Annotated in this window: 20 protein-coding genes, 1 tRNA gene and 1 pseudogene; 7 read left to right on the top strand and 15 right to left on the bottom strand. The window is 76.1% G+C overall.

The genetic code is table 11. The features are described 5' to 3' along the window. Positions 1-811 (top strand): glycoside hydrolase family 16 protein (locus QNH85_RS19020; RefSeq protein WP_282948923.1); only part of this gene is annotated, 811 nt, incomplete at its 5' end. 6 nt (positions 812-817) lie between these two features. On the opposite strand, the gene QNH85_RS19015 is transcribed toward QNH85_RS19020, so the two are convergent. The 3 genes from QNH85_RS19015 to QNH85_RS19005 all read right to left on the bottom strand — a co-directional run bounded on the left by QNH85_RS19015 (position 818) and on the right by QNH85_RS19005 (position 3820). Continuing rightward, the gene (locus QNH85_RS19015; protein WP_282948921.1) at positions 818-1621 is read right to left on the bottom strand and encodes an SDR family NAD(P)-dependent oxidoreductase; all 804 of its coding nucleotides are present in this window, start codon (positions 1619-1621) and stop codon (positions 818-820) included. Between the two features lie 115 nt (positions 1622-1736). Further along, complete coding sequence (locus tag QNH85_RS19010; RefSeq protein ID WP_282948919.1) at positions 1737-2606, bottom strand: DNA/RNA non-specific endonuclease; 870 nt, start codon at positions 2604-2606, stop codon at positions 1737-1739. Then, positions 2603-3820, bottom strand: a complete 1218-nt coding sequence (locus tag QNH85_RS19005; protein ID WP_282948917.1) for a trypsin-like serine peptidase — start codon at positions 3818-3820, stop codon at positions 2603-2605. The genes QNH85_RS19010 and QNH85_RS19005 overlap by 4 nt, the downstream gene beginning before the upstream one ends. Before the next feature lie 297 nt (positions 3821-4117). Between QNH85_RS19005 and QNH85_RS19000 the strand changes: the two genes are divergently transcribed. The 3 genes from QNH85_RS19000 to QNH85_RS18990 are packed head-to-tail and all read left to right on the top strand — an operon-like array spanning position 4118 to position 8024. After that, entirely contained in the window at positions 4118-5839 is a 1722-nt protein-coding gene (locus tag QNH85_RS19000; RefSeq protein ID WP_282948916.1) for a caspase family protein, read from the top strand. Further along, positions 5836-6717 carry a hypothetical protein gene (locus QNH85_RS18995; RefSeq protein WP_282948914.1) on the top strand — a complete coding sequence of 294 codons (882 nt, stop codon included), beginning with the start codon at positions 5836-5838 and terminating at the stop codon, positions 6715-6717. The genes QNH85_RS19000 and QNH85_RS18995 overlap by 4 nt, the downstream gene beginning before the upstream one ends. A 41-nt stretch (positions 6718-6758) precedes the next feature. Further along, entirely contained in the window at positions 6759-8024 is a 1266-nt protein-coding gene (locus QNH85_RS18990; RefSeq protein ID WP_282948912.1) for an MFS transporter, read from the top strand. A gap of 28 nt (positions 8025-8052) precedes the next feature. Here the strand turns inward: QNH85_RS18990 and QNH85_RS18985 are convergent, their stop codons facing one another. The 9 genes and pseudogenes from QNH85_RS18985 to QNH85_RS18945 form a co-directional block, all read right to left on the bottom strand. Continuing rightward, entirely contained in the window at positions 8053-8586 is a 534-nt protein-coding gene (locus QNH85_RS18985) for an adenylyl-sulfate kinase (protein ID WP_282948910.1), read from the bottom strand. An 18-nt stretch (positions 8587-8604) separates the two neighbouring features. Further along, positions 8605-9435, bottom strand: coding sequence for an arginase family protein (locus QNH85_RS18980; RefSeq protein ID WP_282948908.1), 831 nt, complete (start codon positions 9433-9435; stop codon positions 8605-8607). Between the two features lie 51 nt (positions 9436-9486). Further along, positions 9487-12867, bottom strand: coding sequence for an ATP-binding protein (locus QNH85_RS18975; RefSeq protein ID WP_282948906.1), 3381 nt, complete (start codon positions 12865-12867; stop codon positions 9487-9489). Positions 12868-13154: 287 nt separating this feature from the next. After that, a pseudogene (locus tag QNH85_RS18970) lies at positions 13155-13838 on the bottom strand (DUF4194 domain-containing protein); the annotation flags it as partial. Continuing rightward, positions 13835-15325 carry a DUF3375 domain-containing protein gene (locus QNH85_RS18965; protein ID WP_282948904.1) on the bottom strand — a complete coding sequence of 497 codons (1491 nt, stop codon included), beginning with the start codon at positions 15323-15325 and terminating at the stop codon, positions 13835-13837. The pseudogene QNH85_RS18970 and the gene QNH85_RS18965, both read right to left, overlap by 4 nt. 61 nt (positions 15326-15386) lie before the next feature. After that, positions 15387-16610 (bottom strand): GNAT family N-acetyltransferase, encoded by a 1224-nt coding sequence (locus QNH85_RS18960; RefSeq protein ID WP_282948902.1) that lies wholly within the window; start codon positions 16608-16610, stop codon positions 15387-15389. Between the two features lie 248 nt (positions 16611-16858). Next, positions 16859-17353 (bottom strand): DUF1097 domain-containing protein, encoded by a 495-nt coding sequence (locus QNH85_RS18955; RefSeq protein WP_282948900.1) that lies wholly within the window; start codon positions 17351-17353, stop codon positions 16859-16861. Positions 17354-17428: 75 nt separating this feature from the next. Then, a complete protein-coding gene (locus QNH85_RS18950; RefSeq protein ID WP_282948898.1) occupies positions 17429-18250 on the bottom strand; it encodes a phosphoenolpyruvate hydrolase family protein in 822 nt (273 codons plus the stop codon). A 2-nt stretch (positions 18251-18252) separates the two neighbouring features. Next, positions 18253-19515, bottom strand: coding sequence for a Tm-1-like ATP-binding domain-containing protein (locus QNH85_RS18945; RefSeq protein WP_282948896.1), 1263 nt, complete (start codon positions 19513-19515; stop codon positions 18253-18255). 171 nt (positions 19516-19686) lie between these two features. Between QNH85_RS18945 and QNH85_RS18940 the strand changes: the two genes are divergently transcribed. Then, complete coding sequence (locus tag QNH85_RS18940) at positions 19687-21087, top strand: aminotransferase-like domain-containing protein (RefSeq protein WP_282948894.1); 1401 nt, start codon at positions 19687-19689, stop codon at positions 21085-21087. A gap of 42 nt (positions 21088-21129) precedes the next feature. Here the strand turns inward: QNH85_RS18940 and QNH85_RS18935 are convergent, their stop codons facing one another. Together QNH85_RS18935 and QNH85_RS18930 are read right to left on the bottom strand one after the other, a co-directional pair. Next, positions 21130-22002 (bottom strand): alpha/beta fold hydrolase, encoded by an 873-nt coding sequence (locus tag QNH85_RS18935; RefSeq protein ID WP_282948892.1) that lies wholly within the window; start codon positions 22000-22002, stop codon positions 21130-21132. Between the two features lie 131 nt (positions 22003-22133). After that, positions 22134-22216: transfer RNA gene (locus tag QNH85_RS18930), tRNA-Leu, on the bottom strand. A gap of 180 nt (positions 22217-22396) precedes the next feature. On the opposite strand from QNH85_RS18930, the gene QNH85_RS18925 reads away from it, so the two are divergent. Together QNH85_RS18925 and QNH85_RS18920 are read left to right on the top strand one after the other, a co-directional pair. Further along, complete coding sequence (locus QNH85_RS18925) at positions 22397-23641, top strand: AI-2E family transporter (protein ID WP_282948891.1); 1245 nt, start codon at positions 22397-22399, stop codon at positions 23639-23641. A 74-nt stretch (positions 23642-23715) separates the two neighbouring features. Next, positions 23716-24117, top strand: coding sequence for a RidA family protein (locus tag QNH85_RS18920; RefSeq protein ID WP_213283341.1), 402 nt, complete (start codon positions 23716-23718; stop codon positions 24115-24117). Between the two features lie 39 nt (positions 24118-24156). Here the strand turns inward: QNH85_RS18920 and QNH85_RS18915 are convergent, their stop codons facing one another. Next, positions 24157-25056, bottom strand: coding sequence for a dihydrodipicolinate synthase family protein (locus QNH85_RS18915; protein WP_282948888.1), 900 nt, complete (start codon positions 25054-25056; stop codon positions 24157-24159). Positions 25057-25077 lie beyond the last annotated feature (21 nt).

The following is a 25077-nucleotide window of genomic DNA, read 5'->3' as shown; positions in this document are numbered from 1 at the left end:
GCGCGGACTCCCCCGCGTGCAGCAGCTCGGGCACCCCGGCCCGCCCGGGCCCACCCAGGTCGACGAGCGGTTCGCCTCCCCCGTCGAGGACCGCGGGTGGACGGCCGCCTACCTGCCGGCGTGGAGCTCGCGCGCCGCGGCCGCCGCCCACGCGCGCACGGGCCCGGGCGGGCTGACGCTCGCGATCCCGCCGGACCACCCGGTGTGGTGCCCCGGCACCCACACGCCGCCGCTGCGGGTCTCGGCGGTGCAGAGCGGCAGCTGGTCCGGCCCGGTCGGCAGCACGCAGGGGCAGCAGCCGTTCCGGGAGGGGCTCGTGGTGCGCGAGGAGCAGCCCGCCCGCTGGGCCTACACGCCGTGGCACGGGCGCGTCGAGGTCACCTGCCGGGCGGTCGTCGGGCCGGGGTCGATGTTCTCCGCGTGGCTGGTCGGGGTCGAGGACGTCCCGGAGCGCAGCGGGGAGATCTGCCTGGTGGAGGTGTTCGGGGACCAGCTCGGCACCGACGAGGACGGCGGCGCGACGGCCGCGCTGGGCTCGGGCGTGCACCCGTTCCGGGACCCCGCGCTGCGCGAGGACTTCGCCGCGCCGCGCACGCGCATCGACGTGTCCGCGTGGCACACCTACGCGGTCGACTGGCGGCCCGGCTCGGTGACGTTCGCGGTGGACGGGACGGTGACCCGCACGCTCGCGCAGGCGCCGGACTACCCGATGCAGCTCGTCCTCGGGGTGTTCGACTTCCCCGAGCAGCCGCACACCGGCGGGCCCGCGGTTCCCGAGCTGGTCGTGGCCCGGGTCCGCGGCACCGCCTGAGCGGGCTCAGCCCTCGTCGTCGGTCGGCTTCGTGAACCCCGCGTGCATCGCGGCCTTCGCCCGGTCCGGGAGCACGGCGGCCGCCGCGGTCTGCAGCCGGGCCTTGAGCGACCGGACCTCGACCTTGTCGTCGCCCTTCATCATCGCCTCGAACCCCTGGTCGGCGACGTCGGCCGGGTCGTCCTTCGGGCCCTTCCCGACCGGCGTGTCCTCCATGCCGGCGCGCTCGAAGAACCGGGTGTCCGTCGGGCCGGGCAGCAGCGTCGTCACCGTCACCCCGGTGCCGTCGAGCTCGTGCCGGAGGGCCTCGGCGAACGACTGCACGAACGACTTCGACGCGGCGTAGGTGGCGTAGTACGGCCCCGGCATGAGGGACGCGGTCGAGGAGGTGAACAGCACCCGGCCCGCGCCGCGCTCCACCATGGCCGGCAGCAGCGCCTTCGCCATCCGGACGTTGCCCGCGACGTTGAGGGCGATGACGCGCAGATCGCCCTCCAGCGGCGTCTCGACGAACCGGCCGCCCTGGCCCGTGCCGGCGTTCAGCGCCAGCGCGTCCACCGGTCGTCCCGTCGCCGCCACCGCCTCGACCAGCTCGGCGACGCCCTCGGCGGTCGACAGGTCGGCCCGCACCGCGCGCACGGCGGCACCCGACGCGGCGAGCGCGTCCGCGGCGACGGTGATCTGCGGCTCCTCGGCGACCACGACCAGGTCGAAGCCCTCCTGGGTGAACCGGCGCGCGAGCTCCAGCCCGATGCCGCTCGACGCCCCGGTCACGACCGCCAGCGGGCGCGGCGCGATCTCCTCGGTCATGGGTGTGCCTCCGTGCGTGGTGTGGCTGCGTGGGCGCGGGCCTGCGTGCCGGACCCGCCTCTCGGACGCTAGGCCGGGGCCCGGGGCGCCGCCACCGGTGGCCCGGCGCAGCGGGTCAGGCGCCCAGGACGATGTCGGCGTAGGAGCGCAGCGCGTGCGCCGCGACCGCCGCCTCCTGCGAGCCCAGCGGGTCCGCCGCCGCGTACGCGCCCAGGTCCAGGCCGGTCAGCGCCGCGATCGTCGCCACGCGGACCTGGAACGTCCGGTACGCGCCGAACGCCGCCTCCGTCAGCACGCTCGGCAGGAACGAGTCCTGCCCGAGCACGTACCCGGTGACCACGAGCCGGTCGCGGTCGTCCACCACCGCGACCACCTTGAAGAACTGCCGGGGCAGCAGCGTCCCGCGGTACGGCGGGTCGTCCGGCGCCAGCACCGGACCGCTCACGACGCTGACCCGCAGCCGGTCGCGCCGCGCGGTGCCGAGGACGTACTCCTCCAGGCCCAGCCACAGCGTCGACCCCGCGTTGAACGCGTGGTGCTGCGGCGCGGAGTTCGTGTAGTGGAACGTGTCGTCGTTCGCCGCCCGGGACAGCGGCCCCCACGCCGGGTCCAGGCGCCGGACCAGGTGCCCGCGGTCGAGGTGGTTGTCCGCGTACACGTCGGCGCCGGTCTGCTCGGAGCGCGGCAGCCGCGGGTCGAGGATCCACCGGTCGTCGCTGCGGGGCTGCGCGTCGGTGGCGCCGCCGTCGATGTTCACCGCCGTGAGCAGCGCGAGGCGGCGCGCGCGGTGCATGACGACGCTGAAGTGGTGGTACCGCAGCTCGGCGGACGCCACGGCGGCGTTCGACCCCGCACCGGGCAGCGGCAGCGGGACGCCGAGGAACGCGGGGTCGTACCCGCCGCGGGTCGAGTAGTCCGGGTCGATCGCCAGGGCCTCGACGGCCGGTCCCGGCGGCACGACGCCGTCCTGCGCCGGGGGGTTCACGCGTACCACCGGCGGCGCCGTGGGCGCGGTATCGCCGAGGGCGAGGGAGACCGTGAGCCGCAGGGGGATCTCGACGGTGACGGGCGCCGGCGCGGGGGCGGCCGGGCGGGGCGGGGCGGGTGCCGGGTCGGCTGCGGCGCCGTCTCCGTCCCGGTGGTCGGGCGCCCGCCGTGCGGCGACGGGGCGGTGCCCAGGGCCTCCACCCGCGCGCGCCGCTCGCCGTCGAGCCCCGCCTCCCGCAGGTGGCGCAGGATGCGGCTGATCCGGATGCCCTCGTTGAGGTACCCCGGCGACTCCCCCGCCGTCCCGCTGGGCACGCTCGCGTGGTGCAGCGCGATGACCTCCCACTGGTCGTTGAACACCGGCGACCCGGACGACCCGGGCTCCGTGTCGGTCAGGTAGTGCAGCACCTGCTCGGGGATGTCGACGAGCTTGTTCTCCCGCAGGACGACCTCCTTCTCGCGCCCGCGGGGGTGCTGCACGATCGTCACGGACTCCCCCACCACCACCGTGCCCTGCGCGTCGGTCAGCCGGCACCAGCCGAACGGGGCCGTCGAGTCCGGGGCTCCCACGACCTCCACGAGCGCGAAGTCCAGGGTCTCGTCGGCGACGAAGAACCGGTCGGGGGCCAGGGGCAGCTCGACGACCGGCAGCAGGCTGCCGCCGAGCGACCGCTGGAAGTCGAGCTCCACGACGCTCGCCGCGGCGACCTCGGCGGACGGCAGCACGTGGTGGTTCGTCAGGAGCAGGTGCGCCGACACGAGGAACCCGGTGCCGTACCCCGCGACCCGGCCGTCGGACCCGCGGATGACGACGCGGCCCACGGTGCGCTGCGCGACGTGCCCGCCCTCGAGGTACCGGACGGCGAGGAAGTCCGGCTGGTTGATCACGCGCTCCAGCAGCACCTCGGGCGCCTGCGGCAGCGCGAGCCGGGCCGCGGCGTCGGCGACCAGCGCGGCCGGCGGCGCGTCGGACGGCACCGAGTCCGGGTCGCGCCCCGTGAGGAACCGGCTGACCCGGTCCAGCCGGCGCGCGACCCGCAGCGGGTCGTTGACCGCGGCGATGTCCTCGCCGTCGAGGCCCCCCATCGCGGGGGCGCGCTCGGCCACCCGGTCCCGCGCCCGGCCGGCGGCGAGCTCCTGCTGCCGCTGCTCGCGCTCGCGCAGCTGCTCGGCCAGCGCGGAGGTGGATCCCGGAGCGGCGACGGTGACCATCCCGCTGCCCCCTGACGTCGCACGGACGGACCGGGGCGGCCCGGCGGAGGCCGGGCGCGTGGTCGGACGGGGCGAGCGCCGTTGCTCGAGGGTCCCGTCCGACGGGTGTGACGCTGGACACAACGCTAGCAGCGGGGCACCGCCGGGCACCAGGCCCGGGGCGCACACCTCCGGCGGCCCTTGACGGCGCCCGGGCCCGGTGCTGCACTCGGAGCACCCGCTGGACGACGGAGTCCCGATGGCCGACCACGGACGGACCGGCGCCCGCCCCCGCACCCCCGGGGACGGGTGAGCAGGGTGGCGCGCGCCGTCGTCCTGGTCGGGGTCGCCCGCACCGGCGGCCGGTTCCCCGAGCTGCCCGCCGTGCCCGAGGCGGTCGCGGCCGTGCGGGACTGGGCGCGCGCGCAGGGCGTCCCGGACGACCTCGTGCTGACGTTCGCCGACACCGACGGCTCGCCCGTCCGAGGGGGCGACGTGCTCGCCGGCGTCCGCTCGCTCGTCCAGCGCGGGGACGTCGACCAGCTCGTCGTCTACTTCAGCGGCCACGGCGTCAACAACGGCAACAGCGAGTTCTGGCTGCTGCCCGGCGCCCCGGAGGACGGCAGCCAGGCGGTGAACGTCTCGCTGACGGCATGGCAGGCCGAGCGGCTGCCGGTCCGGCACGTCGTGCTGGTGTCCGACGCGTGCCGCACCGCCGCCAGCACCGTGCAGGAGCTCGGCATCCAGGGCGTCTCGGTGGTGCCGAACCTGCCACCGCACGGGCCCGCCGCCGCCGTGGACGTGTTCTACGCCTGCGCGCTCGGCGACCCGGCCTACGAGGTGAAGGACGCGGCCGTCGCCGGCGCCGCGTACCGGGCGCTGTTCACCACGGTGCTGGTCCGGGCGCTGCGCGGGGAGCTGCCGGACGTCGTGACGCCCGACGACGGCCGGCCCGAGCCCCGGCCCGGGCTGGTGCGGCCGTGGCCGCTCAAGCGCGCGCTGCCCGGGCTGGTGGCGGCGCACCTCGCCGCCGTGCGGGCCCCGCTGGACCTCGTGCAGACGCCCGACGCGCGGCTCTCGTCCGACCCCGACGTGGCGTGGCTGTCGCTCCTGGAGCCGTGGCCGCCGGCGGCGGAGGCGGCGGCCGACGCGGGGGCGCCCGGCGGGGCGGACACCGCGCCCACGCCGGCCGGCGACGCGCCGGCGCCCGTGGGTGCCGCCCCGACGCCGGCGCCCGCCGCGCCCGCGGGACCTGCTGTGCGGGCCGCCGCGGCCGCGGCCGACCGGCTCGCGGAGAACCTCGCGGGCGCCGGGGACCTCGCCGTCGCCGGGGGCACCGCCCCGTCCGGCCCGGAGCTGGAGCTGGAGCTCGCCGTCGCCCCCGGCCCGCCGGTGACCGTCCGCGGCGCCCGCGCGGTCCGCCTCGAGCGGCTCACCGACACGGCCGCGCTGGTGGTGCTCGACTCGGGCTGCTGCGCCGTCCTGCCGGTGCTGCCCGGGCGCGTGACGGTCGCGCTGGTCGAGGACGGCGCCCTGGTGGACTGCGCGATGCCCTGGGACCCCGCCGCCGGGTCGCCCGACGGCCGCTCGGCCGTCGGGCTCGCCCGCCGGGCCCGCTCCGCCGCCTGGTCGCGGTTCGGGCTCAGCCTGGACGACGACGACGAGGCCGACGACGGGCCCGACGACGACCCCCTCACCGTCGTCTACCGCGCGTGGGCGCTGCACGACCGGGGACGGCGCGCCGCCGCCGCGGCCCTCGCCGAGCCCGGCACCGACGGCGCCCGGCTGTTCGACGTCACCCTGCTCGCCCAGCCCGGGGGCGTGGCCGACCCCGACGACCCCCGCTGGGCGTCGCTGCTCACGCCCGTCCCGCTCCTCGCCCGCGGCTGGTCCCTGCTGCCCGCCGCCCCGGAACCCGTGCAGGAGCGGGCGCGGGCGTTCCCGCCGCGGCTGCCCTCGCACTGGACCCTGTTCGCCGCCGCCGACGCCGGGCGGGTCGCCGCCGCGGTGCTCGGCACCCCGCCCGAGGAGTCGCCATGAGAACGCTCGTCCTGGTCCACGGCCGTGCGCAGGAGCACAAGGACCCCGCCGCCGTGAAGAAGGAGTGGCTGGACGCCCTGGACGTCGGCGCCCACCAGGCGGGCCGGCGCGCCGACCTGCCCGACGACCGGGTCCGACTCCCGTACTACGGGCAGACGCTGTTCGACCTGGTCAGCGGCGAGGACCCGCGGCACGCGGCGGAGGTGATCGTCCGGGGCTCGCAGGACGGGCCCGGCGCGGAGGACCTCTTCGTCCGCGAGGCGCTGCTCGAGATCGCCGCGCACGCGGGCGTCACGGACGCCGAGGTGCTCGCGGAGGCGGGCGACGACGCCGTCGAGCGCGGCCCGCTGAACTGGAAGTGGGTGCGGGCCACCCTCACCGCCCTGGACAAGCTGCCGAACGTCAGCGCGTGGTCGCTGGCGCTCGCGACCCGCGACGTCTACCAGTACCTGAACAACGTGCGGGTCCGGGACACCATCGAGAACGGGGTCCGGCAGGCGCTCGACGGCGGCGGGGAGTGCGTCGTGGTGTCGCACTCGCTGGGGACGGTCGTGGCGTACAACCTGCTGCGCCGCGAGGCGGAGGCCCGGGACTGGAAGGTGCCGCTGCTCGTCACGCTCGGCTCGCCGCTCGCGGTGTCCGCGGTCGCCCGGACCCTGCAGCCGCTGTCCTGGCCGGACCCGGTGCGGGAGTGGTTCAACGCCTACGACCCGGAGGACCTCGTGGCGCTGCACCCGCTGACCGCCCCGTACTTCGCCGTCGACCGGATCGAGGACTACGGGAAGGTCGACAACCCCACCAGCAACCAGCACGGCATCTCGGGGTACCTGTCGGACGCTCGCGTCGCGAAGACGATCCTCGACGCCGTCGCGGATTGAGCTGCCGGGCGCCCGCCGCCGCGCACTAGGCTCACGCCCTTGTGAGCCGCCTCGCCGAGACCGTGGTGCCGCAGCGCCTGGGGACGCCGTTCCGGTGGCTGCTCGCGTCGTCGTGGGTGAGCAACCTCGGCGACGGGCTGGCGCTCGCCGCCGGCCCGCTGCTGGTCGCCTCCCTCACCGACGACGCCCGCCTCGTGGCGCTGGCCGCGACCCTGCAGTGGCTCCCGCCGCTGCTGTTCGGGCTGCTCGCCGGTGCGCTCGCCGACCGGTGGGACTGCCGCCGCATCGTGCTGGTCGTGAACGTGGTGCGCGCGGTCGTGCTCGCCGCGCTCGCCACCACGATCGCGACGGGCCAGGAGTCGATCGCCGTCGTGCTCGCCGCGCTGTTCGCGCTCGGCACCGCGGAGGTGTTCGCGGACAGCTCGGCGCAGACCTTCCTGCCGATGCTCGTCGCGCGGGACGACCTCGCCGTGGCCAACGCCCGGCTCCAGACCGGGTTCATCACGGTGAACCAGCTGGCCGGCCCGCCGCTGGGGGCCGCCCTGTTCGCCGTGGGCGCCGTCTGGCCGTTCGCCGCGCAGGCGGTCGTCGTCGGGGGCGCGGCGCTGCTGGTCGCGCGCATCGTGCTGCCCGCGCACCCGCGGGACCCGGACGCGCGCAGCCACGTCGGCCGGGACATCGTCGAGGGCTTCCGCTGGGTGCGGCACCACGCCGCCGTCCGCACCCTCGTCCTGACGATCTTCACCTTCAACATCACGTTCGGGGCCGCGTGGTCGGTGCTCGTGCTGTACGCGACCGGGCGGCTCGGCATGGGCGAGATCGGCTACGGCCTGCTCACCACCGTCAGCGCGGTCGGCGGGCTGGCGGGCACGGCGGCGTACGGCTGGATCACCCGGCGGGTGTCGCTCGGCAACCTCATGCGGATCGGGCTGGTGGTCGAGACCCTGACCCACCTCGGCCTGGCCCTGACCCGGCAGGCGTGGGTCGCGCTCGCCATCTTCTTCGTCTTCGGGGCGCACGCGTTCATCTGGGGCACCACGTCGGTGACCGTCCGGCAGCGGGCCGTGCCGGGGGCGCTCCAGGGCCGGGTGGGCAGCGTCAACATGGTGGGCGTGTTCGGCGGGCTCGTCATCGGCTCCGGCATCGGCGGGCTGCTGGCGGAGCGCTGGGGCGTGACCGCCCCGTTCTGGTTCGCGTTCGCCGGGTCCGCGGTGTTCGTCGTGCTCATCTGGGGGCAGCTGCGGCACGTCGCGCACGCGGACGAGGCGGAGGCCCCGGCGGACGACGCCGCGCCCACGGTCGGCTAGCGGCTGGGGTCGCCGTTCGGCACCCGGCTCACGGGCGGTCGGCGGCCCACCCCGACGCCCCGGCCACGTCCCGCGCGACCTCGGCCACGGTCCGGCCGTCGGTGGGCACCCGCGTCACCCACGGCCCGGCGGCGCGCTCCAGCAGCTCGGCGGCCGCGGCGCTGCGGTCCAGGTGCTCGCGCAGGGCCGAGCCGATCTCCCGCGGCCCGAGCCGGTCCCGCACGGTGCGGGCGGACGCGGTGAGCAGCACGCCCCGCACGTCCGCCCGGCCGCCGAGCGCGCGGGTGACGAGCTCGCGCTCCAGCACGCTGACGGTGTTGACGTAGATCAGCCGCCGGTAGCCCGCGGCGGCGTAGGTCGCCCACACGGCGCGCAGGTTCGCCTCGGTGAGCGCGCTGCCGTGCGGGTCGGACGCCGGCTTCGGGTACGCCGCGCACAGGTTGTCGCCGTCGACGAGGCAGTGCGCGAGGCCCTCGCGCGCCCACTGCGCGGACACCTCGAACGCGACGGACGACTTGCCGGCGCCGGAGCGACCGGCCACGAGCAGCACCTCGGGGATCACGGGACGTGAGTCTGGCGGTCAGCGGGCGACGGCGTCCAGGAGGGGCTGGAGCGCGTCGGCGAGCGCGCGGGCGTGGGCGGCGTCCTGCACCGGGTCGCCGGTCGCCTCGATCTCGCCGGCCTCCAGGCCGACGACCTCGCCCCGGGCCAGGACCTCCGCGGCGGCGCCCAGGTCCGCGAGCGTCAACCCGCCGGGCACGCGGTACTCCGTGGGGACCTCGTCCGGGGCCAGCACGTCGCAGTCCAGGTGCACGTACACGGGCCGGCCCGCGACCGCCTCCGCCAGGCGTCCGGGCAGGTCCGCGCCGGGGCCGAGCAGCCGCACCGTGCCGTCGGCCACGAGCGCCCGCTCGGCGGGGTCGAGGTCGCGCGCACCGACCAGGACCGCGTCCGCCGCCGGGAGGCCCGCTCCCAGCCCGGAGTCCCACAGCCCGATCGGGCCGCTGAGCGCCAGCCCGCCGAGGTACCCGGTGCCGGTCGTCGCCGGGGTGTGCACGTCGCCGTGCGCGTCGAACCAGAGCACGACCGTCCCGGGCCGGTGCTCCGCGACGGCCGGCAGCGTCGCCAGCGCCACGGCGCACCGGCTCAGCGCGGTCACGGGACGCCGGCCGGCGGCGAGCACCTCGGCGTACCGGGCGGCCATCGCCTCCAGCGCGGGGCGCGCCGCCGCGAGCTCCGCCGCCCAGTGCGCCCCGAGGGGCGGCTCCGGCGTGCCGACCACCACGGGCTCGACGCCCAGGCGCGCGGCGAGCTCGTCCGCGAGCACGGCGGACGCGACCATCGCACGGTCGTTGCGGTCCCCCGCCCGGCCGGCGAACCGGGTGAGGGCGACGGACGGGTGCTGCGGCACGGCGGGCTCCCGGGGCTGCGTCGGCGCGGTGGTCGTCTGCGAGCGTAGGGCTCAGTCCTGCGGCGCCGCCTCCGCGACCCCGGCGACGGCCTTGGTGCGCGACCGGCCCGCCGTGTCCTTCAGCACCACGTACTTGAGGTCGACGTGCGGCTCGAGCGCGCTGAACTTGTCGTTCGGCGCGCCGATCACCAGCTGGAACCCGAGCCCGCGCCACGCGCCGATCGCCCGGCCCGTGAACCGGGCGTCGGCCTTGATCAGCGCCTCGTCCAGGAACACCGGCGCGTACCGCGGGCGCGCGGCCCCGGCGTCGCCGAGCTGGTACCGCAGGGCCGCGCCGACGATGAACGCCACGAGCTCCTGCGACTCGCCGCCGGACTTCTCCCCGATGTGGTCGTACAGCGCGACGTGGTTGCCCTCGAGGTCCACCTTCTCGGCGCTGAGCCGCACGTGCCGCCGCACGTCCACGAGGTCCGCGAACTCCGGCGCCGACCGGCGGATCCGGTCGATGACCTTCGCCATCCGGTGGTAGCGCCGCTCCCGCTCCGCGTCCGTCGCCTCGGTCGCGAGCAGCTCCCGGAGGTCCTTCAGCTCGGTGCGGAACTTCGCGACCACGGTCGACTGGGTGTCGCGGGCCTCGATCCGGAGCCGGTGGTCGTCGTCGGCGAACGGCAGGTCCGCGAGGATGTCGTTGACCGGGCGGATGCGCTCCTTGATCTCCCGGACCGACCGGCTCAGGCCGTGGTGCAGGTCAGTGAGGTCGTTGCCCGACAGGCGCAGCAGGCTCTTGCGCCACTCCCCCTCGAGCTCGTGCAGCCCGCTGGTCTCCAGCGCCGTGAGCACCCGCTCGAAGTCCCCGTAGGACGCGTCCGGGTCGGTGCCGAGGTTCGGGTCGGGCCAGCGCTCGACGAACGTCTCGAACGTCCGCCGCAGCGCCTCGCGTGCCGCGACGACCGTCTGCTGCGCGGCCTGCCGGTCGGTGCGCAGGATCTCGTTGGCCCGCGCGACCGTCCCGTCGAACGCGGCGAGCGCCGCGACCGGCGACGGACGCTGACCCGCCGGGGCCGACGCGTCGCCGGAGCCGCCGAGCAGGGCGTCGAGGTAGGCGCGCTGGTCGTCGCCGACGACGACGCCCGCGTCCTGCGCCGCGTCGAGCGCGAGCTGCGCGACGTCGACCTCGTCGGTCACGCCGGACCACCGGTCACCCAGGTCCTCCGCGGAGCCCTTCGTGCGCCCGACCTCCTCGGTGAGCGACCGGATCGACGCCTCCAGCTCGACGACCCGCTGCTGGAGCCGCGTGACCTCGGGGTTGCCGGACGTGACGTCCTCGATGACCTGCGCCCAGCGCGCGCGCTCGGCCTCGACCGTCGCGACGTCCACCTGGTCCCAGCTCACGGCGTCCAGCTGCTCGTAGGCGCGCAGCTCGACGTCGTGCCGGTCCAGCCGCTCCTCGGCCGCGCGCACCTGCTGCTCGGCGGCGTCGAGGCGGGCCTGCGCGGCGGCGATCTGCTCGTCCAGGTGCGCGAGGCGGCGGGTGTTGGTGAAGCCCAGGACGTTCGCCCGGCCCTGACCGCCGTGCGCGCCGCGCCGGCCCTCGGAGACCTGGCCCGACCGGGTGAGCGCCTTCGCGTGCTGCGACAGCTCCCCCGGGGTGTCGACGCACACGAACGCGAACCGGCTCACGAGCTCGCTGCGCAGCCAGCCGGTGAACGGGCCCGACCGGAAGTCGAGCCGCCCGGGCAGCGTGCGCGGGTCGAGCGCGACGTCGGACGCCAGGTGCGTCGGCACGCCCTCGAACCGGATGCGGCGCGCGGTCGGCACCGCGTCGATCGCCTTCCGGAACGCCGGCAGGTGCGCCGCGTCGATCAGGAGCAGCGTCGCGAAGCCGCCCAGCGCGAGGTTGAACGCGTCCCGCCACGGCTCGTGCTCGGTGCGCACCTCGACCAGCTCGGCGACGAACGGCAGCTCCTCCGGCGTCAGCCCCGCCGCCGCGGCGAGCTCGGCGCGCGCCCGGTGCAGGTCTCCCGGGATGTTGTCCTGCCGCCGCGCGACCGCCTCGCGGTCCGAGCGCAGCACCGCGAGGTCGACCCCGGCGGCCTTCTTCTCGGACATCGCCGCGCCGAACTCCGCGCGGGCGGAGGACTTGGCGTCGCCGTCCGACCGCACCGCCCGGCCGCGGGCCGCCAGCGCGTCGAGGTCCGCCTCGGTCGTGACGGTCGCTCCGAGTGCCGAGCGCAGCACCTCGTCGAGCCGGGCCCGCGCGCGGGTCACGCGCTCGAGCCGGTCCTCGGCGCCGACCAGCTCGCGCTGCGCCGTCGCCAGGCGGTCGCCGCCGGACGACCAGAGCGTCTCGCGCACGCCCTCCAGCTCGGACCGCGCCGCCGCGATCCGGCCCGTGGTCTCCCCGGCGCGGCGCTCCGCCTGCTGGTGCTCGCGCCGGAGCTCGTCCTCGACGGCCCGCAGCAGCCCCAGGCGGCGCTCGTGCCGCCAGAGCGCGGCGGTCGACCCGGTGTCGTCGAACGTGCCGACCCGGTCGATGACGCGCAGCCGCTCGGCGGCCTCCTCCAGGGCGGCACGGTGCGCGCGGATGGGCTCCAGCGCCTTGACCTGCTGCCGCGCGGTGATCATCTGCTCGCGGGTGCCGGACAGCTTGTCGAACTGCTCCACCACGGCGTCGGCGGTGGCGAACGTGCTGGGTTCCTCCAGCACCATCGCCTTGTACAGGGCGTCGACGGTCGTGATCTGCTGGCCGGCCTGGATGCGGCCCAGCAGCGCCACGGCCTTGGTGCCGTCGCCCGTCGCGCCGATGCCCAGGGTCGAGTGCAGCCGCGCCGTGAACTCGCGGTCGGTGTCGAACGGCGTGAGCCCGGCCGCGACCACGCTGCCGCGGCCGAACCGGTCGGCGGTGGCGGACTCCAGCGTGCGCAGGTCGAACGGCCCGTCGACGGTCGCCCGCAGCGCGACGACGTCCTCCAGCGTCCGGGCGGCCGACGGCACGTACCAGGCCCGCACGCCCGTGAGCTCGCGGCCCGCCTGGTCCACCCACGTCATCGCGATCGCGGACCACGTGTCCCGGCCGTCGCCGCGCAGCACGCGCTGCCGGGTGCCGTCCTCGGTGCGCGACTCGTCGAGCTTGCCGCGGGCGTAGGACAGGATGTTGCGCTGGTCCTTGCCGCGCGGGCGCCCGACGACCCCGCCGTTCGACGCGCCGTTGAACGGCGTCGTGTGTGGCATCAGCAGGGCGATGTACGCGTCCATCAGCGTGGACTTGCCCGAGCCGGAGCCGCCGGACAGCAGCGTCGCCGTCGGCGCGAGCCGCACCCGGTGGTGGCCGTCGTAGCCGCCCCAGTTCACGAGCTGCAGGTCGCGGGCGACCCACTGCTGGCCGGTGGACGCCGCCGGGATGAGCCCGAACAGGGTGTCGACCATCGTCATCGTGCGACCTCCTCGGCCGGGGTGGGCTCGTCGGCGGGGACGGCGTCCGGAGTCTCGTCGACCGCGAGCGCCGCGGCCTCCTCCAGGGTCGGGCCGGGGTCGTCGGGCGCGTCGTCGGGCGCGTCGTCCGGTGCCCCGGCGGGCGCGTCGTCCGCGGGCTCGGGCTCGGCCTGGGCGTCGGCCTCGGTCTCGACCTCGGCCTCGGTCTCGGTCTCGGTCTCGACCTCGGCCTCGGTCTCGGTCTCGGTCTCGGCGTCGGCCTCGGGCTCGGCGAGCACCGGCGACCCGCCCGTGCGCACCTGCTCCCGCAGCCACTCGCGCAGCTCGCCGAGGCGCTCGTTGCTCAGCACCACCTCGACCAGCGGCGTGATCCGGTAGCGCCCCTCGGACTCCTCCTCGACGATGCCCTCCTTCGCCAGACGCGTCACGGCGGCGCGGATCTCCCGCTGCCGGGCGGCCACGTTGGTGTCCTCGGGGTCGAAGTAGGTGAGCGCGGTCTGCTCGATCTCCTCGACGTCGACGCGGGCGGACGTCTCCCCCGCGCCGCGCACGCGCTGGAACGCGGTGCGCAGGTGCACCAGCACGAGGGTCTCCGCGCGGGAGTACGCCTCGTCGCGCAGCAGCACCGGGACGTCGAGCTCGGCGGACCGGACCTGCCGCTTGTAGGCGACGCCGCGCTCGTGGTCGACCACGAGGTGCACGAACAGGTCGTGCAGGCGGGACTCGATGACCTGCTGGTTGTCGAGCAGCGTGCGCCACTGGGCCCGGTTCCGGTCGGCCAGCAGGAACCGCCGCTGCAGCAGCCGGACGAGCACCCGGCGCACGTCGGCGTCCAGCGTGCCGGAGTCCCCCGCGAACAGCTCGGCGGGGTCCTCCTCCATCGACACCGGGTCGATGAAACCCTCGACGTCGGCCGTCGCGGCCCCGGGGTCCGTGGTGGTCCCGGGGTCCGTCGTGGTGGTGTCCGTCATCGCCCTCGTCCTTCGCCCGTGTCGTGCAGGTCGTCCGTGAGTGTCGTGACCGCGCCGAACGCGAACCGGCGGCGTGTCCCGTCGGGGCGCACCGCGTCGACGAACGCGACCTCGTCGGTCTCCGTCATGCCCCGCTGGTGCGCGATCTCCAGCAGCCCGAGCAGGTCCACCGGCCGCCGCAGCGCCACCGGGGCCGCGTTGAACGCCGCCGCCACGTCGACGGTGCCGTCCGGGTCGCCGTGCCGCGCGAGGTGCGCGCCCAGGTCGGCGTAGTGCGGGCCGCCCCACGCGAGCGCCTCGTCCGCGCCGTCCAGGTCCTCGTCGCCCCACTCGGCGAGCGGGTCCGGCGGCTCGGCCGGGCGCAGGTCGCCGGCGGTCTGGCGCAGGTGGTCGACCTCCGCGACGGGCAGCCGGCGCAGCGGCTCGACCGCCTGCCCTCGCCGCGAGCGCGGCATCCACGCCTGCAGGCCGCTCATCACGTCGCGCAGCAGGTCGTCCACCTGCCGGTCGCGCAGCGGGTCGTGGTTGCGGACCTGCGCGGTGATCACGTACGACGCCTCGCGCTGCGCCGCGAACACCTGCTCCAGGCCCTGCTCGATGCGCCGGCCGATCTCCCGCAGCTCGGTGCGCTGCTGCGCGGGCAGCCGCCGCGTGAACCGGTGCCGCAGCACGACGCCGAGCTGGCTGGACAGCCCGTCCAGCCGCTGCGGGTCGCCGATCAGCCGCAGCGCGCCGGCGAACGCGCGCCCCTCGGTGGTCGACTCCATCACGTGCTCGCCGCGCTCCAGGTACTCGCGCAGCACGTCGCCGGTCGGGCGCTCGTCCTGCCGCAGGGCGGTGACCACGTCGCGCTGCATCGCCTTGATGGACTCGGCGACGCGGGCGAAGTCGGCGGGGAGCTCCCGGACGAGGTGCAGGACGTTCTCCGCCTCCTCCAGCAGGGTCTCCTCGTCGACGGGCTCGACCGCCCCGGTCCGCTGCACCCGGTCGAGCTCGGCCTGCAGCCGGGCGATCTCGGCGTCGAGCCGCGCCATCCGGACGAGCACGTCGGGGTCGGCGTCCTCCGCCAGCCGCTCCACCGCGTCGAGCAGGGTCCGCACCCGCGACTGCGACACCCGGGCGCGCCCGCCTCCGGCCCGGCCCGCGACCTCCAGCGCACCGACGGCGTGCGCGGACAGCTGGTAGACCTCGACGTCGTCGTCCAGCACCTGCCGCACCAGCCAGCCCGCGTCGGCCCACTGGCGGCACAGGTCGCGCGCGGTGCCGACCGGCAGCTCGTCCCCGTGCCCCGCCGCCCGCAGCTGGTCGAGCGCGTCGGCGACCTCCGTGTGCGCGTCGGCGACCGGCACCGTGGGGCGCTCGGCCGTGAACACCAGCGACAGCAGCGACACGACGAGGGGTGCGTGCCGCTTGTGGAGCAGGTCCAGCATGGGGTTCTGGAACGCCCGGACAGCGCCCAGGTACGCCCCTTCGGCACGAGTGATCATCGCCGGACAGCGTAGGTGAGGCGCGAGGGAGTCCGTGACAGCGCCCGGAGCCTCGACGAGGTCAGGCGACGACCTGCGCGAACGCCAGCACCCGGTCGAGCTCCTCGGAGTACGCGGGCACGAGCGGCGCGACGACCGCCCGCGCGCCGAGGCCGAACCGCTGGGCCACCGGCGCCGCCCGCACCGCGGTGCGGGACACCAGGCCGCGCGTCGACACGAGCAGGTCGACGTGCTCCCGGCGGTCCGGGTAGGTCTGGCCACCGGTGACGTACCGGGCGTCGAACGCGGGGTCCAGCACGTCCGCGTCCGTGGCGGCGAACACGTGCGTCATCTCCGCGAGCCGGCCGATCGCACCGGGGCTGAACCGCGCGTGCTGCTCGGCGTACGCGTCGAGGAAGCCGAAGTACGCGCCGCCCGACCGCAGGCTGTACCCCATCCACAGCGTCTCGCCGCCGGCCGCGAGCCGGAGCACCAGCGCGTCGCCGGACCGGCGGAACCCCGACACGACGTCGTGGAACCACCGGTGCGCCACCGGGTCGAGGCTCAGCGCGGCGCCACCCTGCGCCGCGTCACCCTTCCACCCGGCCGCCTGGAGCGCGACGAACTCCCGCTCCGCGGCGGGGTCCGCGCTCACGTCGTGCAGCTCCAGGTCGCCGCCCGCCGCCCGCGCGAGGGCACGGGCGCGGCGGCGCACGTCCTTGCGGCGACCGGCGCCCATGTGGTCGCACGCGAGCGGCGGGTCGACCACGGGACCGGCCGCCGGCGGCACGCGCCGGTCGACGGCGACGCCCGCGCGGGAGGCGAACGCCGACACCGACCGGCTGCGCTCGTGCACGAGCATCGACGCGCGCCCGATCACCTCGGTGAGGGCGTCGGCGAGCGGCCCGTCGGCCGGGAAGTGCTGCAGCTGGACGAGCCCCGGCAGCCCGAGCGGGCGCAGGCCGGTCAGCAGCGCCTCCAGGGCCTCGACCTCGCGGCCCGACCGCACCAGGGGGTGGTGGCGGTCGGAGTGGGTGGTCATGAACGCCCCGCCGGTCGTCGCCGCGCGGACCGGCACGCCGGGCGCGACCGCCTTCGTCGTGACGGCGAGCACCGCCAGCCACTCGCCGCGCTCCTGCACCACGACGAGGCGCAGGTCCGCGGCCTCCCGCCCGCGGTGCCGCGCGGGCAGCAGGAACCGCGGGTCCAGGTAGACGTTCGGCTCGGCGGCGCAGTCCGCGAGGCGCCGCCACGCCCGCGCGTCGGGGTCGGTCACCTCGGTCAGGGCGATCAGCCGGGTGTGCACGGTGTCCTCCGGGGGGCGTCGTTGCCGGTCGTCGCCGGGTCAGGCATCGGTCGAGCGGACCGTAGCGTCCGGTTTGCCCCGTTTGTGCTGGTCCGGCGGGTGAAGTGCCCGGTGACGCGGGGCCCACGCGGGGCGCCGTCCAGGTTCGCCCGAACTGCTGACCCCCGGACGGCGGTGTCGCCGGGCCACCCCCGTCCGGACGGCCCCCGCGTCGGGCCCTCCCCATCGGTCTCCGTGCGGGCCGCTGATCACGCCTCGACGAGGTCGTTCTCCGCCGTCCGCGCCGGCCGGCGCCCCCCACGGCCCAGCCACTGCCCGCCCCAGTACGACGCCCAGCCCAGCACCGCGCCGGCGACGAGTGCCAGCACGGTGGGCCAGAAGTCGAACGCGGTGCCGAAGTACGCCGAGCACCCGATGAACGCGCCGGGCACGAAACCGAGGACACCCCACCCGGCCTGCACGCACATCACGAACGCGCCGAGGGCGACCGCGAGGGCGAGACCCCCCGGGAACGACAGCACCCCCGACAGCTCGACGATCAGCCAGCCGACGACCGCGCCGGCGAGGGTGGCGGGCACGGTCCTGCGGAGGCCGTCGTGCCCGGCGCCCGCGGCGAAGTAGGCCGCCCAGGACAGGAAGCCCACCCAGGTCACCCAGCCCAGCTCGGAGCTGACCTGGGTCCAGATGCCGGCCAGGACGCCGACGGACAGGGCGAGGGGTACGAGTTCACGGAGCTTGGTCATGTGTCGTCCTCGTTGACGTAGGAGGGGGTGGGTCCGGACGGCCGCGCCGGTCAGGGCGGGCGCGGCCGTCCGGGGTCAGAAGGTGAGCGCCTTGAACTTCTCGGTCTGCTCGCGGATCGCCACCTCGGTGGGCAGCCGCTCGATCGACGAGGCACCGAAGAACCCGACGACTCCCTCGGTGTGCTCCAGCACGTACTGCGCGTCCTGCGGCTCGGCGATCGGTCCGCCGTGGCACAGCACCAGGACGTCCGGGTTGACCCGCTTCGCGGCGTCGGCCATCTCCTGCACGCGCACCACGGACTCCTCGAGCGTGAGCGCCGTCCGGGCGCCGATCGTGCCGCTGGTCGTCAGGCCCATGTGCGGGACGAGGACGTCCGCGCCGGCCTCGGCCATCGCCACGGCCTGGTCGGGGTCGAAGACGTACGGCGCCGTGAGCAGGTCGCGCTCGTGCGCCGTGCGGATCATGTCGACCTCGAGGCCGTAGCCCATGCCGGTCTCCTCCAGGTTCGCGCGGAACACCCCGTCGATCAGGCCGACCGTCGGGAAGTTCTGCACGCCGGTGAAGCCGAGCCGCCGCAGCTCGTCGAGGAAGGGGCCCATCAGCCGGAAGGGGTCCGTCCCGTTCACGCCCGCGAGCACCGGGGTGTCCCGGACGACGGGCAGCACCTCGGCCGCCATGTCGACGACGATCTGGTTCGCGTCGCCGTAGGACAGCAGCCCGGCCAGCGAGCCCCGCCCCGCCATCCGGTAGCGCCCGGAGTTGTAGATGATCAGCAGGTCGATGCCGCCGGCCTCGGCCGACTTGGCGGACAGGCCCGTGCCGGCGCCGCCGCCGATGATCGGTCGGCCCGCTGCCACGGTCGCGCGCAGTCGTTCCAGGGCGGTGGTGCGGTTCATGGTCAGCGCTTCCCTTCGTCGTGCCCCGCCGTGCCGGCGGGCGTGGTCCGGATGAGCCGGTGCAGGGCGTCCGCGGCCGAACGGCCGAAGCCCGGGTCGTTGATGGCCAGGTCGAGCTCCTGGACCTCGACGCCGGAGCCCGCGAGCCCGTCCTCGAGCGCCGTGACGGCGGCCCGGTCGGCGGCGGGGTCGAAGAACGGGCCGCCCTCGACGTCGATGCCGGACAGCCCGCGCCGCGGGACGAGGACCAGCGTCGGACCGGTCGCGGCCCGGAGCTTCGTCGCGATCAGCGACCCGAGCTCCGCCAGCTCGGCGGCGGTCGTGCGCATGAGCGTCACGGTCGGGTTGTGCACGAGGAACGTGCGGCCCTCGTACCGCTCCGGCACGGTCGCGCGGCCACCGAAGTTGACCATGTCGAGCGCGCCGAGCGAGACCAGCTGGGGCACCCCGTGCCGGCCCGCGGCCTCCAGGCGGTCGGGCCCGGCCGTGAGGACCCCGCCGCACAGCTCGTCGGCGAGCTCGGTGGTGGTCAGGTCCAGCACGCCCGCGAGGAAGCCCCCGTCGACGAGCGCCTCCATGGCACGTCCGCCCGAGCCCGTCGCGTGGAACACGACCACCTCGTACCCGAGCTCCTCCAGCCGGGCCTTCGCCTCCTCGACCGCGGGTGTGGTCAGGCCGAACATCGTGGCGCCGACGAGCGGCTTGTCCTCCGCGGGGGCCGGGTGCTCGACGCGGTCGCGGTGCGCCTGGGCCATCGCCGCGGCCGCCGCGACGGCGTTGCCCAGCACGACGCGCGAGACCGAGTTGATCCCGGCCACGTCGGCGACCGAGTACATCATCGTGACGTCGGTCGCCCCGACGTACGGGGACACGTCGCCGGAGGTCATGGTGGACACCAGCAGCTTCGGCACGCCGACCGGCAGCGCCTGCATCGCCTGCGCCGCCACCGACGAGCCGCCCGACCCCGCCGCTGCCAGGACGGCGTCGAGGCGGCCCTCGTCGTAGAGCCGGCGGGCCACGACCGCGGCCCCCGCGCCCAGCACGGTCATGGCCGCGCCCCGGTCCTGGTCCGCCCGGAGCCGGGCCAGGTCCGAGCCCGCCGCTCGCGCCACGTCCGCGGGGGTGACGTCGGCGTCGTCCCCCTCGGAGAACGTCCCCACGTCGACGAGCACGGTGCGCAGGCCGAGCCCGTGCAGCTGATCGCGCAGCCAGAGGTAGTCGTCGCGCTTCGTGTCGAGCGCGCCGACCAGGACGACTGTCGTCATCGTGGACCACCCTTCTTCCCAGCCATCGACGTCGATGGTGCCGTCAGCGTCCAGCCACGGGGGCACGCGCCACCAGGCCAATCGGGCCCGGGTGGCCTGGGGCCGGCTGCCGGCGCGCTCCTAGGCTGGGCCCCGTTGGGGACGACGCAGCGCAGAGAGGCGGGACGAGCCGTGGCACCCCGGACGCCGGTCGAGGCCGCGCAGCTCGCACGCCTGATCAGCGGCTGGGCGGACGACGAGGGCGAGTCGCTGCCCGCCCTGCTCGGCGGTGCCATCGAGGACCTCGTCGTGGCGAACGCGCTGCCGGACGGCACCGTGCTCCCGCCGCAGCGCGCACTCGCGAGCGTGCTGGGGGTGTCCCGCTCCACGGTCACCGAGGCCTACGAGCGCCTGCAGTCGGCGGGCGTCCTGGAGACCCGGCAGGGGTCCGGCTCCCGGGTGCGGCGGGCGGGCTCGGCGTCGGCGACGCGCGCCGACGCCGGCCGGATGACCAGCTTCTCCGACCGGGACGCCGGGGTGGTCGACCTGTCCTCCGGGGCGCTCGCCGGGCTCCCCGCGGTGGCGCGCGAGTACGGCCGGCTCTCCGAGGACGACCTGGCCCGTGTCGTCGCGACCGACGGGTACCTGCCGGGCGGGCTGCCCGAGCTGCGCGCGGTCGTCGCGCGCCGGACGACCGCCTCGGGGCTGCCGACGACTCCGGAGCAGGTGCTGGTCACCTCGGGTGCGCAGCAGGCGGTCTGGCTGGTCGCGCGTCTGCTGGTCAGCCCCGGCGACCAGATCCTCGTCGAGGACCCCAGCTACCGCGGTGCGATCGAGGCGTTCGCCGCGTGCGGAGCGCGCCTGACGACCGTGCCGGTGCGCGACGACGGCATCGACGTCGACCACGTCGAGCGCCTGCTGGCGCGCGGGAGGTACCGCGCGATCTACGTGCAGCCGGTCGCCCACAACCCGACGGGGACGTCGATGCCTCCGGCACGACGCCGGCGCCTCGCCGAGCTCGCGGTCCGGCACGGCGCCGTCGTCGTCGAGGACCGGTGCGCCGAGGACCTGCTGCTCGACCCGGCGCTGTCCCCGCGACCGCTCGTCGCGGACGTACCGGGCGTCGGCGGGATCGTGATCGGCACCGCGTCCAAGCTGCTGTGGGGCGGCCTGCGGGTCGGCTGGGTGCGGTCGGCGGAGTCGACGGTGCGCAGGCTGACCCGGATCCGCCAGGGCGTCGACCTGGCCGGCGCGCCCGTGGACCAGCTCGTCGCGACCCGCCTGCTCGCCGACGCGGACGGCTGGGTCGACGCGCGACGCCGCCAGCTCACGCAGTCGCTGCAGGAGGTGGAGCCTCTGCTGCACCGCCTCCGTCCCGCCTGGCGCTGGCGCACGCCCACCGGCGGCGTCGGCCTGTGGGTCGACACGGGCACCGACGCCGTCGCGCTGTGCGCCCGCTACCGCCGACGGGGCGTCCTGCTCGTGCCGGGCCCCTCGTTCTCCGCGACGAACGGGTGGGAGCGGCACATCCGGATCCCGCTCGGCCACGCCACGGCCACGGTCGCCGACGGGCTGTCCCGCGTCGACGGCTGAGGTGACCCGGTCCCGTCCCCGTGGCTCCGAGGCCGCCCGAGCTCATCGTCCTCGTCGCTCGCGCTGCGCTGCCCGTGCCGTGTGGGCCAGCACCCGGTCGACCAGCACGGGCCAGACCCGCCGGGGCGGCACCCCGTGGCCCGCGCCCGGGACGACGAGCAGGTCCGCGCCCGGGATCTCGGCGGCGAGGGCGCGCCCGTGCGGCAGCGGGAAGAACGGGTCGTCGGCACCGTGCACGACCAGCGCCGGCGCCGCGATCCCGCCCAGCCGGTGGCGCCAGGCCGGGCCCGGAGCCATGACGTAGTGGTTCGTCCGGGCGCGGAGGTCGGTCGCGCGGGCGACCGTGCGCTCCGCCACGTCCCGCTGCACGTCGGGCTCGAAGCCGCCCCGCTGGTACGCCCGCTCCTCCTCCACGAGGTACGCCGCCACGGCGGCCGGGTCGGACCAGTCGGGCTCCGGCGGCCCGGCGGCGAACGCGTCGGCCGCGGGACCCGGCAGGTCGTCCGCCTCCTGGCCCGGCGCACCCGGCGTGCAGCTGAGCAGCGTGAGGCTCAGCACGCGGCCGGGGTGGTCCAGCGCGACGAGCTGCGCCACGGACCCGCCCATCGACAGCCCGACCAGGTGCGCCCCGGCGACCCCCTCCGCGTCCAGGAGCCCGACGACGTCGCCCACCAAGTCCGGCAGCCCGTAGCCCGGCCGCCCCACCGGCCACGTGGTCGACCTGCCCGTGTCCCGCCAGTCGAACCGGATCACGCGACGGTCCCGCGCGAGCCGCTCGACCAGCCCGTCCGGCCACGCGTCGAGCGAGCAGGCGGCGCCGTGCGCCAGCAGCAGCACCGGCGCGCCCGGCGGGCCCGTGACGTCGGCGCACACCGACACCCCGGGGAGCTCGACGACCTTCTCGGCTCGAGGCACGCGACCATCGTCGCGGCCGGAGCGCGGCAGCGCGAGCCCCGGGCCGGCCGGCCCTCGGGACAGCCGGAACGAGCGAACCCCCGGTCCGCGTTGCCGCTGACCGGGGGTTCGTTCGTCGCTGTCTCAACGAGTGTCCGGAGGGGGACTTGAACCCCCACGCCCTTTCGGGCACTAGCACCTCAAGCTAGCGCGTCTGCCATTCCGCCACCCGGACAGGGTGTCTCCCGACCGTCCTCCGAGGCGCACACCGGCGCCCCGACGACCCGTCAGGTGCGGAAGAGAACTTAGCACGGAGTGGCGCCCGAGCATGCATCCGCAGGTGAGAGCAGACTGGCGACGACCCCGGGCGCCGTGAGCCCGCGGGAGACGTGAACGGCCCGGAGGTGGTGCGCGGATGGCTGACCAGAACGTGGGCGCCGACCGGTACGGGTCCGACCGCACGGGCACCGGACGGCCGACCGCCCCGGTGGGAGCCGCACCGCGCCGGGTCGCCGGTCAGCGACGGGGCGCACCCGGGCCCGGCACCGACGACGGCGTCCCCCGGTGGCTGCGCACGTCGGCGGGTGTGACGTGGCGGCTGCTCGTGCTGCTCGCCGGCGTCGGCGTCGTGTTCTACGGGACCGCGCAGGTGCAGCTGCTGTTCGTCGCGGTGTTCATCGGGTTCGTGTTCACCGCCGTGCTCCGGCCGGTCGTGGACCTCTACGCCCGCGTCATGCCCCGGGGGCTCGCCACCGCGCTCGGGCTCCTGTCGGGGTTCCTGGTGCTGGCCGGCATGGTGTTCTACGTCGGCTACTCCGTCGCGAACCAGTGGCAGAACCTGTCCGAGCAGTTCGGCGACGGCATCGACCAGATCGTCGACTGGCTCGAGCACGGCCCGCTGCCCGTGTCGATCACCAACGAGCAGATCGCCGAGTGGATCGACACGGGCCGGGAGTGGCTGCAGCAGCACGCCGGCGACCTCGCCGGGCAGGCCGCGGAGTCGGCGGGATCGGTCGTCGAGGTGTTCACCGCCCTGGCGCTGGCGGTCTTCTGCGCGGTGTTCTTCCTCGCGCGCGGGTCGGAGATGTGGACCTGGTTCGTCAACCAGCTCCCCACGTCGGCGCGCGACTCCTGGAAGACCGCCGGCGGAGCCGGCTGGTACACCTTCTCCGGGTACACGCGGGGCATCGTCATCATCGCCGTCACCGACGGGCTGCTGGCGTTCATCCTCCTGTCGATCATCGGGGTGCCGCTCGCCGCGCCGCTGGCCGTCCTGGTGCTGATCGGCGCGTTCATCCCGCTGATCGGCGCCCCCGCCGCGATGGTCATCGCGATGATCGTGGCCCTCGCGGCCAACGGCCCGCTGCAGGCCGCCCTCGTGGGCGCCGGGATCGCGCTGATCGGTCAGTTCGAGGGCCACGTCCTGCAGCCGATGGTCATGGGCAAGCAGGTGTCCCTGCACCCGGTCGTCGTCGCGCTCGCCGTCGCCGGCGGCACGCTGACCGCCGGCATCCTCGGCGCGGTCATCGCCGTGCCGCTCGTCTCCGTGGCCTGGGCGATCTACTCGCGGTTCCACCAGCTGGACCCGCCGATGGACCCCGAGGAGGCCACGGAGGACGTCGAGCCCGTCGACGAGGACGGCGCGGCGGCGGGGGCCTGAGGGGGCGTCCCCGGGGGTGCCGACGCCGGAGACGGCACCTGGTGCGTGTCAGCGGTGCGTGGAACGGTGGCGTGATGGAGATCACTCGACTGCAGCCGGCCGGGCTCGTCCAGAGCCCGGCGTTCAGCCATGTCGCCGTCGTGCCCGCGGGTGCGACGACCATCTACGTCGGCGGCCAGAACGGCGTCGACGCCACGGGGGCCGTCGTCTCGGACGACGTCGCCGAGCAGTCCGTCCGCGCGATCGAGAACGCCGCCACCGCCCTCGAGGCCGCCGGTGCGACGCTCGCGGACGTCGTGCAGTGGACCGTGCTGCTGGTCCAGGACGCCGACCTCGGTGCGGCCTACGGGGCGATCGCACCGCGGCTCGCCGGACCCGGGGCGCCGCCGCTCGTGTCGGCCGCGCGGGTCGCGGGGCTCGGGGTGCCCGGGGCCCTGATCGAGGTGAGTGCGATCGCGGCGGTGGTGCCGGGCTGACGGACGGGCGGGGTGGCCCTGGCCGTCCGCCCCGGGGGGCTAGGCCGTGGGCGTCCCGAGCGTGGTCAGCGCCTCGTCGAGCGCCGCGACACCGTCACGGTCGACGGGGCGCAGCGGTGCGGGCAGGACGCCGACGTCGACGCCGACGAGCCGCGCGACGGCATGCACGGCACGCGGGCCACCCAGCGCCGCGACGCGCTCGGCGAACGGCGCGAGCCGGGACATCAGCGCGCCCGCGTCGTCGGCGCGGCCCTGCGCTGCCGCCGTCGCGACGGCGACGTACCAGTCGGGCAGCACGCTGGCCAGGCCGGAGTGCCAGGTGCGCGCACCCGCGAGCAGGCCCTCGACGCCGAGGACGTCGCCGCTGCAGCCGATCTCGACGTGCTCGGGGACGGCGGCGCTGAGGGCTCGGACCCGGTCGCGCAGCTCGGCGGCGTCGCTCCCCCGGTCCTTCACGCCGCCGACGCCGGGGACGGCCGCCGCGCGGGCAAGGGCGTCGACGGAGTACCGGAAGCTCGTGCTCACGGGGTTGTGGTAGATCCACACCGGGACCTGCGCGGCGTCGGCGACCTCCTCGACGAGGTCCAGCACCTCGGCGTCGGTGAGCGGCAGGTAGGCCAGCGTCGGCAGGAGCACGGCCGCGGACCCGGCGCGCTCGGCGACGATCGTGTGCATGACGACCTCGTCGGTGGTGAACGCCCCGACGCCGGCGACGACCGGCACCCGGCCGTCGGCGACGGCGACGGCCGCCTCGACCACCCGGGTCCGCTCGGGGGCGGTGAGGTACGGGTACCCGCCGGTGCTGCCGAGCACGGCGATCCCTGAGACGCCGGCCCGGATCGCGCGGTCCGCGAGCTCCTCGAGCGGCTCGGTGCGCACGTCGCCCTCGGGGCCGCGCGGGGTGGGCAGGTAGGCGACGAGCGGGCCGAGGAGGGGCATCGTCGCAGTGTAGGTCGGTCG

The organism is Cellulomonas endometrii (assembly GCF_949769265.1).
Lineage (GTDB): Bacteria > Actinomycetota > Actinomycetes > Actinomycetales > Cellulomonadaceae > Cellulomonas > Cellulomonas endometrii.
Note: the sequence above shows the minus strand (reverse complement) of the source record. Positions and strands in the feature narration are given on the sequence as shown.